Raw genomic sequence first — 13,943 nt, 5'->3', positions numbered from 1 at the left:
GCGTTATCTGTTAGCTAACGTTTAGCTAAAACGTCATCAGCCAGCGCGAATGCTAGCGCACAGGGCCAGCGGCAGGAAAGAGAAAAACGCAAAAAATGTAAGGCATGCACTACAGAAAAGCGCCGCATATGCCATTGGTTATCAATAAAACACCGCCAAATGCAGCGTTAGCATGCTCAGCAGCGCCAACAGGCGCAGGGCTGTAGTTGCAGTGCACAAATTCTGGCAGGCCACCGCAGCAAGCCTGCCCCGTAGCGGGTACCGCAGTGCAGCACGGCAAAGCAGCACAACGGCAGCGGTTCCCACCCGGTGTGCCGCAAAAAACAACACCCTCTGGCGACGGATGTCAGCAGAGGGTGTGTCCAGGCGAGCGATACACTGTGTCAGGGTTGGCGTGCCCAGCTGAACAAGGGGGCAAAATCCGCCTGCAGCGTACGCGACATACTGGCGGTCAGGTGGTTCTGGTCCTGATAGCGCACCACGCCTGCGGCAGCGGCATAACAAGTCTGGGCATCGCAAAAGCGGGCGATCGGGTCCCAGACGCGCACATTGGCGTGGCGGCTGGCAACTTGCTGCAGAATGGGCAGGATAGCGGCGCGCTGGCGGTCTACATCCGCACGGCTGGCATGGCAGGCGGCCGCACCACGGCGGGCCAGGCACTCCGGCACGGACAGCGGCATTTCCGGCTCGGGCGCCAGCAGCACCAGTTTGAGCCTGAGCGCCGCCAGCTGGCTGGCGACGCGATCCAGCGAGGCCGCCATCACCTGCAGCGAATGCGCACGGTCGAGCTGGCCAACGCCCGCCAGCATGGCACCGGCCACCGCCACATTACCCTGGGCATCCGCCTGCGCCAGGCCAGTAATGCTGGCACTGCCAGCCACCGGCAGCGCGGTATAGCCGTTCCAGCGCACATTCATCAGCACGCCGTGCAGCCCGCTACGCGATAGCGATGCCAGCTCGGCCATCACCGCGCGCGAATGGTTCAGGCACCAGCTGCGCACCTTGCCCTCCCCCACAGGCACGGCGTCCACCAGCGGCGGGCAGCCGTGGTAAGCGCGGCGCAAGATACCTACCCCTTGTGCCTGTGCCAGTAGCTGGTACATGGGCATGGCGTGGTCTGTATGGGAATCGCCCCAGGCCAGCAGCTGCAGGGGGGCGTGCGCAGGGCCGATACGGCAGCTGGCTTGCGGCGAGAGCGGCACGCCACGTTCCGGCATGTCGCAACCGGGCGGTAGCTGCGCCTGGTCTTGCTTGACCTGCAAAATAGCCTGATAGCCTGGCCAGGGGTATTTTTTGGGCATATACATGGCGGCGCTGGCGACCAGCCATACCAGTACCGACATGGCCAGCCCGGCCCACAGAGTAGACTTGTCGGTTGCAAAGCAGCGCCAGCGGCGTTGCCGTACCGGCTGCTCTACCAGGCAGTAGGTTAGCCAGGCCAAGAACAGTGCCAGTACCCCACCCAGCAGGAAATCCCGTAGTAGATCGCGCTGGCCTACATCGTAATAACGCCCCAACGCCAGCAAAGGCTGGTGCCACAAATACCAGCTGTAGGACAACAAGCCCAGCGCCGTAAACCAGCGGCTACCCAGCAAACGCCCAGGCGCGTGATGCGGGTCCAGCCCGCCGGCGGCCAACACCAGCAGTGTGCCGCATACTGGCAGCAACACTACCCAGCCGGGGAACACCATGCTGTGCTCGTCCAGCAGCACGATGCTACATAGCAAGATAGCCAGCCCGCCACCCGCCAAGGCGTTGGCATGCCATGCACTACGGCTATGGCGCAGCGGTAGCCAGGCCAGCAAGCCCCCCGCCGCAAACTCCCAGGCCCGTGCCGGCATCAGGTAAAACGCTTTGGGCATATCGCTGTAGGACAGAGACAGACAAGCAGCAAAAGACAGCAACAGCACGGCCAGCAAGGTTGGCCGTAAAGCCTTTTCCCCGCCCCCCGCACGGTAAGCCCCCAGCATGAGCAGCGGCCATAACAGGTAATACTGCTCCTCTACCGCCAGCGACCAGGTATGCAGCAAAGGCTTCAGGTCGGTAGCGGTATTGAAGTAATCAAAAGCGTGCTTCATGAAATGATGGTTGGCCGATAAGGTCACCACCGCGCGCGCCTCGCGCCCCAGCGTATTGGCGGCATCCGGCAGCAGCACCATATAGCCTGCCAGCAGCGTCACCAGCGTCACCAGCATCAGTGCCGGGCCCAGGCGGCGGATACGCCGCGCAAAGAAGGCGGCAAAACCCAGGCTACCGGTAGCCAGCAGCTCCTGGCGCAGCAAGCCGCTAATCAGAAACCCGCTGAGTACAAAAAAGATATCCACGCCCACAAAGCCACCCGGCAAGCCGGGCACACCAATGTGATAGGCAATCACGCTCAGTACCGCAATGGCGCGCAAGCCATCGATATCCGGGCGATAAAACGCAGAAGAAGCAGGACGGGGGAAGGCCAGCATGCGGGAAACCAGTGTAGGAGGCGGGCTCTGCATCGCTAGCACACTCGCTAACGCACAACAAAACCCTACAAAAATGATGCAATTCTACACCAGCCTTTTACATACGGCGGGAGCTGCTAATGGCGATGCAGCAGCCCACGGTGCCCGGCGGTGGCGGTATCCGGCTCTGCCGCCTTGTTGGCTCGGATACGGTCCCACACTTTTTCATGAAAGTAGTACGCCACGGTATTCACCAGCGGTTCTACCAGTGCCAGCAGGCTGGCGATGCCAAAGCTGCCGGTGAGCAGATAAGCCACGCAGAACGCCACGGTGAAATGACAGATGGCGAAGGTGATGGTCTTGATCATGATGCACTCCAGAAGCTATTGAACTTAAGGTGATGATAGCCACAATCACTCAATAGCTAAAATTGAATGTTTTTAGCAGCATCATTAAGTAAAACAAATTCGATGGATTATGCCCAAACGGTGAACTCTGCCGCCGCCAGACTTTCTATCTTTAAATAGCCGCCAGCCAGGCCTAGCGCAGACAGGCCAGCCGCGCCCTGCCGCCCCGCCCGCAGCACGCGGCCAGGCTGGCGACCACAAAATGACAATGGACAGGGAGAACACATGCATGCAACCCCACTGATTACCACGCTGGTCGGCGCACTGGTCACCGCCTTTCTGCTGGGCGCCGTGGCGCTCAAGCTGCGCCTGCCACCGCTGCTGGGCTATCTGGCGGCCGGTATTCTGATCGGCCCGTTTACCCCGGGTTTTGTGGCAGATGGCCACCTGGCGGCCGAGCTGGCCGAGCTGGGCGTCATCCTGCTGATGTTCGGCGTCGGGCTGCACTTTTCCATACAAGACCTGTGGGCGGTACGGCGCATTGCACTACCCGGTGCTTTTGCCCAGATTACAGTGGCCATCGCCCTGGGCTGTGGCCTGAGCGTGCTGCTGGGCTGGAGCGTGCCGCAGGGCCTGCTGTTTGGCATGGCGCTATCGGTAGCCAGTACCGTGGTGCTGCTCAAGGCGCTGGAAGAACACAACAAGCTGGAAACCCCGGCCGGCAAGGTGGCGGTAGGCTGGCTGGTCAGCGAAGACCTGGCCACCATTCTGGCGCTGGTGCTGATTCCGGCGCTGGCGGGTAGCGCTGCAGCCAACCTGGGGGACTCGCTGCAGGCGATTCTGCTCACGCTGGGCAAAGTGGCCGCCTTTGTGGCGGTAATGATGCTGGTGGGGCAAAAAGTCATCCCGTGGATGCTGGAAAAAATCGTGCACACCGGCAGCCGCGAAATGTTCCGCCTGGGCGTGCTGGCCACCGCGCTGGGCGTGGCCTACGGTGCCACCGCGCTGTTTGAGGTGTCGTTTGCGCTGGGCGCGTTCTTTGCCGGCACCGTGCTGGCCGGCTCGCCGTTCAGCCACCGCGCCGCCGAAGAAGCCATGCCGCTGCGCGATGCGTTTTCGGTGCTGTTTTTCGTGGCCGCCGGCATGCTGTTCGACCCGCGCGTGCTGATGACCGATACCGCGGCTGTGCTGGCCACGCTGGCCATCATCATCGTGGGCAAGGGTCTGGCCGCCTGGCTGCTGATGGCCCTGCTGCGCCAGCCGCGTGGCGAGCGCTGGCTGCTGGCGGCCAGCCTGGCGCAGATAGGCGAGTTCTCCTTCATTCTGGCCAACCTGGGCCTGAGCCTGCAGCTGCTGCCCGAGCGTGGCCATGCGCTGATCATGGCCGGGGCGATATTGTCCATCCTGCTGAACCCGCTGCTGTTCCGCTTGGCACTGCGCCGCGCCGGCCCGCCCGCTGCCGCCACCGGCGCGATGTGATAAACTCGCGCAAGCTATTCATTCGCCAGCAAAAACACCCCCGCCGCACAGGTGGCCGGTGTGAGCTGGCCTTCTCTTTTTTGCAGATACCAGCATGAAAAAGGTTTACATCAAGACATTCGGCTGCCAGATGAACGAGTACGACTCGGACAAAATGGTAGACGTACTGGGCAGTACCGAGGGCATGATCAAGACGGAAAACCCGGAAGAGGCCGACGTGATCCTGTTCAATACCTGTAGCGTGCGCGAAAAAGCGCAAGAAAAGGTGTTTTCCGACCTGGGCCGTATCCGCCCGCTGAAAGAAGCCAACCCCAACCTGATTATCGGCGTGGGCGGCTGCGTGGCCAGCCAGGAAGGCGACACCATCGTGAAGCGTGCGCCGTATGTAGATGTGGTGTTCGGCCCGCAAACCCTGCACCGCCTGCCCGAACTGATCAAGAGCCGCCAGCAAAGCGGCACCTCGCAGGTGGATATTTCCTTCCCCGAAATCGAAAAATTCGACCACATCCCGCCAGCCAAAGTAGACGGTGCCGCCGCCATGGTGTCGGTGATGGAAGGCTGTTCCAAATACTGCTCGTTCTGCGTGGTGCCCTACACCCGCGGCGAAGAAGTATCGCGCCCGTTTGACGACGTACTCACCGAAATCGCCAACCTGGCACTGCAAGGCGTAAAAGAAATCACCCTGCTGGGCCAGAACGTCAACGCCTACCGCGGTGCCATGGCCGACGGCGAGATGGCCGACTTTGCCACCTTGCTGGAATACGTGCACGAGATCCCCGGCATCGAGCGCATGCGCTTTACCACCAGCCACCCGCGTGAATTCAGCCAGCGCATCATCGACTGCTATGCGCGCCTGCCCAAGCTGGTATCGCACCTGCACCTGCCGGTACAAAGCGGCTCCGACCGCGTGCTCAGCGCCATGAAACGCGGCTATACCGCGCTGGAATACAAATCCATCATCCGCAAGCTGCGCGCCATCCGCCCGGACCTGTGCCTGTCGTCCGACTTTATCGTGGGCTTCCCCGGCGAAACCGAGGCCGAGTTCGAACAGACACTGAAGCTGGTGAAAGACCTGGCCTTCGATTTCAGCTACGTGTTCATCTACAGCCCGCGCCCGGGCACCCCTGCGGCCAACCTCACGGACGACACCCCGCACAAGGAAAAAGTGCGCCGCCTGGAAGCGCTGAACGAAGTCATCGAAGCGCGTGGTTTCGAGATCAACCAGAGCATGCTGGGCACCGTACAGCGCGTGCTGGTGCAGAACATATCCAAAAAAGACCCCGGCATGCTGGCAGGCCGTACCGCCAACAACCGCGTGGTGAACTTTGTCGGCCAGCCACGGCTGATCAACCAGCTGGTAGACGTGGTGATTACCGAAGCCAACCCGCACTCGCTGGGCGGCGAAATCCTCACCCTGGAAACCGCCTGAGCCAGGCCAGCCGGGCAGCCCGCTGCCCGGCCCCTACCGGAGCCACCATGCCACGCACCCTGCCCCTGATTGCCTGCCTGCTGCTGGCCGCCTGTGCCAGCCTGAGGCAGCCCGACCCCGCCACACTGGACTGCGCCGGCCTGGCACAAGCCGTGGCCGACACCAGCCTGGTGCTGGGCCGCGAGCGCACAAACCTGCGCGCGCCGGTTACACTGAACATCGGCCTGGGCGGTGCGGTAGGCAGCCACGGTAGTATCGGCGTCGGTTTTGGCTTGCCGGTGGGCACCCCGCGCGCCGACGACGACCGCATCCAGGCCCTGGAAGAAAGGCTGGCCCACCTGCAAAGCCTGCAGCGCCAGCGCCAATGCCCGCCAACTACAGCAAAGCGTCCATGAGCGAATCTACCTGCACCCACAGCTTTACCCCTGTCGATAACGACCGCCTCGCCCGCCTGTGCGGTGCGCTGGACGAAAACCTCAAGCAGATTGAAACCGGGCTGGATGTGGTGATCCAGCGCCGCAGCGAGCAGTTCACTGTGCGCGGCCAACACGCCGACACCGCGCTGGCCCTGCTGCTGCGCTTTTACGATATGGCTGAAAAGCGCGACCTGGGCATACGCGACATCCAGCTAAGCCTGGTCGAAGCGCGCCAGCACAACCCGCAGGGCGCGGACGACGACACCCCGCAGCTGGCCACCCGCCGCCGCGACCTCAAAGGCCGCACCCCGCGCCAGGGCGCCTACATCAAGGCGATCTTCGGCCACGACATCACCTTTGGCATTGGCCCGGCCGGCACCGGCAAAACCTACCTGGCGGTAGCCTGCGCCGTGGATGCCATGGAGCGCGACGCGGTGAAGCGCATCGTGCTGGTGCGCCCGGCGGTAGAAGCCGGCGAGAAGCTGGGCTTCCTGCCCGGCGACCTGGCACAAAAAGTAGACCCCTACCTGCGCCCGCTGTACGACGCGCTGTACGACCTGATGGGCTTTGACAAAGTAGCGCGCCTGTTCGAGAAGAACCTGATCGAAATCGCCCCGCTGGCCTATATGCGTGGCCGCACGCTGAACAACGCCTTCATCATCCTGGACGAGGCGCAGAACACCACGCCCGAACAAATGAAGATGTTCCTCACACGTATCGGCTTTGGCTCGCGCGCCGTCATTACCGGCGACGTGACCCAGATCGACCTGGCACGCCACCAGAAAAGCGGCCTGGTCGAGGTAGAACGCATCTTGGGTAAGGTGCGCGGCATCCACTTCCATCATTTCCAGAGCGACGACGTGGTGCGCCACCCGCTGGTGCAGAAGATCGTCGACGCTTACGACCACTATCAGGCAAGACAAGATGAAAAAAGCGAAACGTAACCCCTTCCTGCAAAGGTTGGCCGCACGGCTGGACCTGACCCTGGAAGACCGCCTGGAAAGCGAACAGCCGCTGCCGGACGGCAAGCAATGGCGCCGCTGGTGCCAGGCCGCCCTGCAGCGCCAGCACCGCCAGGCGCAGGTCTCGCTGCTGGTGGTGGACGAGGCCGAAGGCCGCCAGCTGAACCACGACTACCGCGGCAAGGACTACGCCACCAATGTGCTGTCTTTCGCGCTGAACGAAGGCGACACCGTGGCAGGCATGCCACTGTTTGGCGACCTGGTATTCTGCGCCCCCGTGGTGGCGCGCGAGGCCGCCGAGCAAGGCAAGACGCTGGACGCGCACTACGCCCACCTCACCGTGCATGGCATGCTGCACCTGCAAGGCTTTGACCACGAGCAGGACGACGAGGCCAACATCATGGAAGCGCTTGAAACCGCCATCCTCGCCAAGTTAGGCTATGACGACCCTTACGCCGCAGAGAAAACCTGACCCCACCTATGGACGACCCCAGTAAACCCGCCAGTTGGTTTGACCGCCTGCTAAACCGCTTCACCCACGAACCGGAAGACCGCGAGGAGCTGCGCTCGCAGCTGCACGCCGCCTTCGAGCGCAACCTGATGGACGCCGAGGCGCTGTCCATGATCGAGGGCGTGCTGTCGTTTTCCGAGCAAAGCGTACGCGACGTGATGGTGCAGCGCAGCCAGATCACCGTGCTGAAGCTGGAAGACAGCATCGAAAAATGGCTGCCGCAGCTCATCGAAACCGGCCATTCGCGCTTCCCGGTGATCGGCGACGACAAAGACGACATCAAAGGCATCCTGCTGGCCAAAGACCTGCTGCACTACTTTCACCAGCCCGACGCCTTCGACGTGAAAAAAGTGCTGCGCCCGGTGGTATTCGTGCCGGAAAGCAAGCCGCTCAATGCCCTGCTGCGCGATTTTCGCGCCAGCAAAACGCATATGGCCATCGTGGTGGATGAATACGGCGGCGTGTCCGGCCTGGTGACCATCGAAGACGTGCTGGAAGAAATCGTGGGCGAAATCGACGACGAGCACGATCTGGAAGAGCAAGAAGACGATATCGTGCCGGTACGCGGCGGGCGCTACCGCGTACGCGCCACCACCGCCATCGACGACTTCAACACCTTCTTCGACAGCACCCTGCCCGACGACGAAGTCGACACCGTCGGCGGCCTGGTGATGGCCAACCTGGGCTACGTACCCACCCGTGGCGAAGGCCTGCAGCTGGACGACTGGCACTTCACCGTGATCCGTGCCGACAGCCGCCGCCTGCACGCCCTGCTGGTAGAGCGGCGTGCCGCCAAGCCTAGCTGACATGCTGCGCCACGCCCTCACCCTGCTGCTGGCCGCGCTGGCCGGTGCCAGCACCGTACTGGCCTTTGCCCCCTACCGCCTGTACTGGGTCGCGCTGCTGGCGCTGGCGGCGCTGATCCTGCTGGTACAACGTTGGCCGCAGCGCGCCTTTGGCCTGGCCTGGGTGTGGGGCGTGGCCGCCTACACCAGCCAGTTCTACTGGATCTACATCAGCCTGCACGATATTGGCGGCATGCCCCCGCTGCTGGCCGGCGGCATGACCCTGCTGCTGCCCATGTACCTGGCGCTCTACCCCGGCCTGGCCGCCTGGCTGGCCGCCCGCATGCACCACCTGCCCGCTGTGCGCTGGCTGGTGGTGTTCCCCGCCGCCTGGACACTGGGCGAATGGCTGCGCAGCTGGGTGTTTACCGGCTTCCCCTGGGGCGCCATCGGCTATAGCCAGATTACCGAAAGCCCGCTCGCCGGCCTGGCCCCCGTGGGCGGCATCCATGCCGTTACCCTGGCGGTGGCGCTCAGCGCCGGCGTGCTGGCATTACTACCGCAAGCCGGTCTGCATCTAGCCAAGCGCGCTGCCCTTGGCGGCTTGCTGCTGGTGCTATGGGGTGGCAGCGGCTGGCTGCAACAACAAACATGGACCACCCCAGCCGGCGCCCCCCTGCGCGTGGCGCTGCTGCAGGGCAATATCCCGCAGGCACTGAAATGGGACCCGGCCACCTTCGACTTCACCCTGGCTACCTACTACCGCATGGTGGTGCAGGCGCCACCGGCCGAGCTGACCCTGCTGCCGGAAACCGCGCTGCCGGTGTTCCTGGACGACCTGCCCTCCGGCTACCTCACCATGATCAACGGCGTAGCCGACCGTAAAAAGACCGCACTGGTCGCCGGCCTGCCACGCCGCACGCCGGATGGCCGTGGCTACCTGAACGCCGTCATTGCGCTGAACCAGCCCGCGCAAGACTACTACGCCAAAAACCACCTGGTACCGTTTGGCGAATTCATCCCGCTGCCCGCCGTCACCAGCTGGATCTACCAGTTCCTGCGTATGCCGCTGTCCGGCTTTACCCCCGGCGGCGCGGACCAGCTGCCGCTGACCATCGGCCAGCAAAAGATCGCGTTCAACATCTGCTACGAAGACGGCTTTGGTGAAGAGCTGATCGGCCCGGCGGCCAACGCCACCATTCTGGCCAACGTCAGCAACCTGGCCTGGTTCGGCAAAAGCAACGCCATGAGCCAGCACCTGCAGCTATCGCAAGCACGGGCGCTGGAAACCGGCCGCCCCATGCTGCGCGCCACCAATACCGGCATGACCGCCGCCATCGACCACCGCGGCGAGCTGATCGCCGCAGCCGCGCCGGACACGCGCCAGACGCTGCTGGCGACGGTACAAGGCCACAGCGGCCTGACACCGTATATGCGCCACGGCAACGTGCCGGTACTGCTGCTGTGCGCTGTGCTGCTGGCCATCGCTGGCGGCTGGGGGCTGTGGCACCGCCGTTCGTCCCAAAGCAACAGCCAGGCAGCGGTGTGAAAGATAGGGTGGGCAAGGCCATAAGGCCTTTGCCCACTTTACTCACGACTAGTGCATTATTTCCAAGCCCAGTTGGTATTAATTTTGCATAATCAAGCCACATCATGCTTCCATAAGGATCCATCAGCTACATGTGTTGCATTGCTAGCTGGAGACAAACCGACAGCCCAAGGATGAACCATGGAAGCAGTGAGCCTAGTCGTTATGATTGAAGTGATCCCTGGGCAACGCGATACCCAGCTTGATCTGTACAGAAAACTTAAGCCATTAGTTGACGCCGAGCCAGGGTGTTTGCAGTACACGCTATTCTCGGATGCTGCTGACGAAAATAGATTTGTGCTGCTTGAAAAATGGGCAACTCAAAGTGCACTGGATGCACACGATGTCACCGAGCATATGATTGCCGCCGATGCCCTTAGCCCTACTTTCCGGACAGGTCCTGCACGGGTGATCAAAATGACCGCAATCACAGCCTAAGCATGCATTAGTCAGACGCCACAGCGCAGTCTGCAGCGATAGCCAGGCTAACCCTAGCGCCAAACAGTCCGAAAACATGCAAATCAAGAAAAAGGTTGGCCGCATACCCTGTGACAGGAATGCGGCCAACCTTTTTATCTGACGTGGCGGGCAGGACACGTACCTGCACACGCCAGTGATCAATGCAGGCTAAAACTTACACCTGAAAACGCGACACCATGCTGCGCAGGCGCTGGGTCAGCTCGTTCAGCTCGCCAATCGCCTGGGACGACTGTCCAGAGGCGGCAGCGTTGTTGGCCGCAGCCTGGGCGATCTGCTCCACATTGCGGGTGATCTCCTCGCTAGCGTGGCCTTGCTCGCCCAGCGCTTGCGAGATGTCTTTCACCACGCCCACCACGCCGTTGGCACTGTCTCGTATCTGATGGATGGCCTCGCCGCCTTGCTCGGCCAGCGCCAGGCCGGCTTTCACGCGGTTAACGGCTTCTTCCATATTGCTGCGCGAGGCTTCGGAGCCTGCCTGAATCTCGTTGATCATACCGGCAATTTCCTGCGTGGCCGCGGCAGTACGCTCGGACAGCTTGCGCACCTCGTCGGCCACCACGGCAAAGCCGCGGCCCATTTCGCCGGCCCGCGCGGCCTCGATGGCAGCGTTCAGCGCCAGCAGGTTGGTCTGGTCGGCAATGTCCTTGATCACCTGCATGATGGTAGAGATGGTCTGCGTCTTGCTCACCAGGTTGCCAATCGTGCCGGCGGCCTGGTCTACCGCGCTGTTGATGCGCTGCATTTCGCTAACGGCACTGGCAATCACTTCGCCGCCCTGGTTGGACAGCTGGCCAGAGCTGGCCGACACGGCGCGGGCATGCTCGGCCAGCTCGGCAATCTGCTTGATGCTGGCGGTAAGCTGCTCGATGGACGCGGCCATTTCGGTCGCCGCGTGGCTTTGCTGGTCCGAGCTGCTGGCCACGGCGGCGGCGCTACCGGCAATATTGCCAGCCATGCCGGACAGGGTGCTGCTGCTGCCGGCAATGCCGCCTACCAGCTCGCGCAGGTGCTTTTGCATATCGGCTACCGCCGCCAGCAGGCTGTCTTTATCGCCTGCGGCCAACGGTACCTGCACGTTCAGGTCGCCCTGGGCGATGCGGTGTACCACGTCCCGCGTCAGCGCCGGGTCGCCGCCCAGCTGCTGCATCACGCTGCGGCGAATCAGGTAGCCCACAATCACCACCAGCGCCACAGCCAGCAGCACTTCGACGATCAGCACATAAGCCTGTGCCATGAAGCCGGCTTGTACGTCGTCCAGGTAAATGCCGGTACCCACCACCCAGCCCCAGCCGGCAGTGGTGGCAATATAGGAAATCTTGTCCTGCGGGGTATCAAAGCCGGGTTTGTCCCACACATACGCAGCCAGACCTTTGCTGCCGCCACTTTGCAGGGTTTGCTCGAACAGGGGTTTCAGCGGCACACCTGCAGCGTCCTTAATGCTATTGAGGTTCTTGCCTATCATGGCAGCCTTGGCGCCATGCGCTACCCAGTTCCACTCGCGATCAAAGGCAAAAAAGTATTCACGTTCGTCGTAGCGCATGGCGTTCAGTACCGACGCGGCCTGCTTTTTGGCCTCGGTTTCGCTCAGCGCACCGCTGCTGGCCTTGTCTTCGTAGGCCTTCACCACGGTCATGGCCGATTCCACCAGGTTACGTACCTTTATCTGGCGGTCTTCCAGCATGGTGGCGCGCTCGTGCATGAGCGATAGCACACCCAGCACACAGAGAATGACGGCCACCAGCACTACCTGAAGCTGCAACCTGCGCTTCAGCGACAAACCTGCGTTTTTTTGCATTCCATCACTCCTGTGAAGCATTTTTATTAAATTATGTCGTATAGAGCGACATATTTGTATCGAGTAATTTAAGCTGCATCAGACAGTTTGTCATTGCCTTAAACAAAAAAAACCCGGCCTGGGCCGGGTTGAAGCTGCGATACAAGGGTTATCCCCCTATCGTGGACAGAGCATTACTTCATGGTGGGCATCACAAACTCGGCGGTGAGTTTGTCTGGCCAGCGCGTGGTGATGGTTTTCATGCGGGTGTAGAAGCGCACGCCTTCCGGGCCATGCATGTGATGGTCGCCAAACAGCGACGCTTTCCAGCCGCCAAAACTGTGGAAGGCCATGGGCACCGGGATCGGCACGTTCACGCCGACCATGCCTACCTGGATGCGGTGGCCAAACTCGCGGGCGGCGGCACCGGAGCGGGTAAAGATGCTGGTGCCGTTGGCGTACTGATGGCTGTTGATCAGCTGTACGGCGGTCTCGAAATCCGGCACGCGCACGATGGACAGCACCGGGCCGAAGATTTCTTCGCGGTAGATGGTCATCTCCGGCGTCACGTTATCGAACAGGCTGGGGCCCAGGAAGAAGCCGCTTTCGTAACCGGGGTGGCTGTAACCACGGCCATCCACGACCAGCTTGGCGCCTTCGTCCACGCCCTGATCGATATAGCCGGCGACCTTCTGCTGGTGCACGCGGGTCACCAGCGGGCCCATCTCGGCCGCGGCGTCGTTACCCACGCCAATTTTCAGCTGGCGGGCACGTGCGGCCAACTTCTCTACCAGCGCGTCGGCAATGTCGCCTACCGCCAGCGCCACCGAAATCGCCATGCAGCGCTCGCCGGCCGAACCGTAGGCGGCGCCGATCAGCGCTTCTACCGTGCCGTCCAGGTCGGCATCCGGCATCACCACCATATGGTTTTTGGCGCCGCCCAGTGCCTGTACGCGCTTGCCGTGGCGGGCACCGGTTTCGTAGATGTACTGGGCGATCGGCGTGGAGCCGACAAAGCTGATGGCTTGTACATCCGGGTGGGTCAGCAGGCCGTCTACCGCCTGTTTGTCGCCGTGCAGTACGTTGAACACGCCATCCGGCAGGCCGGCTTGTTTGAGCAGCTCGGCCAGGAACATGGCGGCGGACGGGTCGCGCTCGGACGGTTTCAGGATAAAGGTGTTACCGCAGGCCAGCGCTACCGGAATCATCCACAGCGGCACCATGGCCGGAAAGTTGAACGGGGTGATACCGGCCACCACGCCCAGCGGCTGGCGCAGGCTGTGGCTATCGATGCCGCTACCGACCTGCTCGGTAAACTCGCCCTTCAGCAGCTGCGGAATACCGCAGGCGAACTCCACCACTTCCAGACCACGGGTCACTTCGCCCAAGGCGTCTGATACCACCTTGCCGTGTTCTTGCGAAATGATCTCGGCCAGCTTTTGCGCATTGTCTTCCAGCAGGGCTTTAAACTTGAACATGACGCGGGCGCGTTTCAGCGGCGAGGTCTCGGCCCAGGCCGGGAAAGCGCGGCGGGCAGCGGCTACGGCAGCCTGGATGTCGTCATCGTTAGCCAGCGGTACGCGGGCAATGACTTCGCCCAGCGCCGGGTTGTACACGTCGGCAAAGCGGCTGCCCTGGCCTGCATGCAGTTCGCCAGCAATCAGGTGTGGAATGGTTTTCATGGTGTCAGCTTTATCAATGTCAGTAACAGGCCGCTGCGGCCAACGTTGGCCGCAG

At 62.2% G+C, this 13,943-nt stretch carries 12 protein-coding genes; 8 read left to right on the top strand and 4 right to left on the bottom strand.

From position 1 onward, the window contains the following. Nucleotides 1–383: 383 nt before the first annotated feature. Together FLQ44_RS16070 and FLQ44_RS16065 are read right to left on the bottom strand one after the other, a co-directional pair. Nucleotides 384–2,456 (bottom strand): acyltransferase family protein, encoded by a 2,073-nt coding sequence (locus FLQ44_RS16070; RefSeq protein WP_170252998.1) that lies wholly within the window; start codon nt 2,454–2,456, stop codon nt 384–386. Between the two features lie 116 nt (nt 2,457–2,572). After that, entirely contained in the window at nt 2,573–2,803 is a 231-nt protein-coding gene (locus tag FLQ44_RS16065) for a DUF2061 domain-containing protein (protein ID WP_147695208.1), read from the bottom strand. Between the two features lie 264 nt (nt 2,804–3,067). On the opposite strand from FLQ44_RS16065, the gene FLQ44_RS16060 reads away from it, so the two are divergent. The 8 genes from FLQ44_RS16060 (at nt 3,068) to FLQ44_RS16025 (ending at nt 10,390) form a co-directional block, all read left to right on the top strand. Further along, complete coding sequence (locus FLQ44_RS16060) at nt 3,068–4,261, top strand: cation:proton antiporter domain-containing protein (RefSeq protein ID WP_147695207.1); 1,194 nt, start codon at nt 3,068–3,070, stop codon at nt 4,259–4,261. A 94-nt stretch (nt 4,262–4,355) separates the two neighbouring features. Beyond that, nucleotides 4,356–5,690 carry a tRNA (N6-isopentenyl adenosine(37)-C2)-methylthiotransferase MiaB gene (gene miaB, locus FLQ44_RS16055; RefSeq protein ID WP_147695206.1) on the top strand — a complete coding sequence of 445 codons (1,335 nt, stop codon included), beginning with the start codon at nt 4,356–4,358 and terminating at the stop codon, nt 5,688–5,690. A 47-nt stretch (nt 5,691–5,737) separates the two neighbouring features. Further along, a complete protein-coding gene (locus tag FLQ44_RS16050; protein WP_147695205.1) occupies nt 5,738–6,085 on the top strand; it encodes a hypothetical protein in 348 nt (115 codons plus the stop codon). Then, nucleotides 6,082–7,050, top strand: a complete 969-nt coding sequence (locus FLQ44_RS16045; RefSeq protein ID WP_147695204.1) for a PhoH family protein — start codon at nt 6,082–6,084, stop codon at nt 7,048–7,050. The genes FLQ44_RS16050 and FLQ44_RS16045 overlap by 4 nt, the downstream gene beginning before the upstream one ends. After that, complete coding sequence (gene ybeY / locus FLQ44_RS16040) at nt 7,031–7,540, top strand: rRNA maturation RNase YbeY (protein ID WP_147686585.1); 510 nt, start codon at nt 7,031–7,033, stop codon at nt 7,538–7,540. The genes FLQ44_RS16045 and ybeY overlap by 20 nt, the downstream gene beginning before the upstream one ends. A gap of 8 nt (nt 7,541–7,548) precedes the next feature. Continuing rightward, on the top strand, nt 7,549–8,385 hold the full coding sequence (locus FLQ44_RS16035) for a CorC family transporter (protein WP_147695203.1): 837 nt from the start codon (nt 7,549–7,551) through the stop codon (nt 8,383–8,385). Between the two features lies 1 nt (nt 8,386). Continuing rightward, nucleotides 8,387–9,913, top strand: coding sequence for an apolipoprotein N-acyltransferase (gene lnt, locus FLQ44_RS16030; protein WP_147695202.1), 1,527 nt, complete (start codon nt 8,387–8,389; stop codon nt 9,911–9,913). Nucleotides 9,914–10,093: 180 nt separating this feature from the next. Continuing rightward, the gene (locus FLQ44_RS16025) at nt 10,094–10,390 is read left to right on the top strand and encodes a putative quinol monooxygenase (protein WP_147695201.1); all 297 of its coding nucleotides are present in this window, start codon (nt 10,094–10,096) and stop codon (nt 10,388–10,390) included. Between the two features lie 196 nt (nt 10,391–10,586). Here the strand turns inward: FLQ44_RS16025 and FLQ44_RS16020 are convergent, their stop codons facing one another. Together FLQ44_RS16020 and FLQ44_RS16015 are read right to left on the bottom strand one after the other, a co-directional pair. Beyond that, a complete protein-coding gene (locus FLQ44_RS16020; protein WP_147695200.1) occupies nt 10,587–12,227 on the bottom strand; it encodes a methyl-accepting chemotaxis protein in 1,641 nt (546 codons plus the stop codon). Between the two features lie 173 nt (nt 12,228–12,400). Beyond that, on the bottom strand, nt 12,401–13,888 hold the full coding sequence (locus tag FLQ44_RS16015) for a CoA-acylating methylmalonate-semialdehyde dehydrogenase (protein WP_147695199.1): 1,488 nt from the start codon (nt 13,886–13,888) through the stop codon (nt 12,401–12,403). Nucleotides 13,889–13,943: the final 55 nt, after the last annotated feature.

It is taken from the genome of Vogesella mureinivorans (assembly GCF_007644035.1).
Taxonomy (GTDB): Bacteria; Pseudomonadota; Gammaproteobacteria; order Burkholderiales; family Chromobacteriaceae; genus Vogesella; species Vogesella mureinivorans.
Note: the sequence above shows the minus strand (reverse complement) of the source record. Positions and strands in the feature narration are given on the sequence as shown.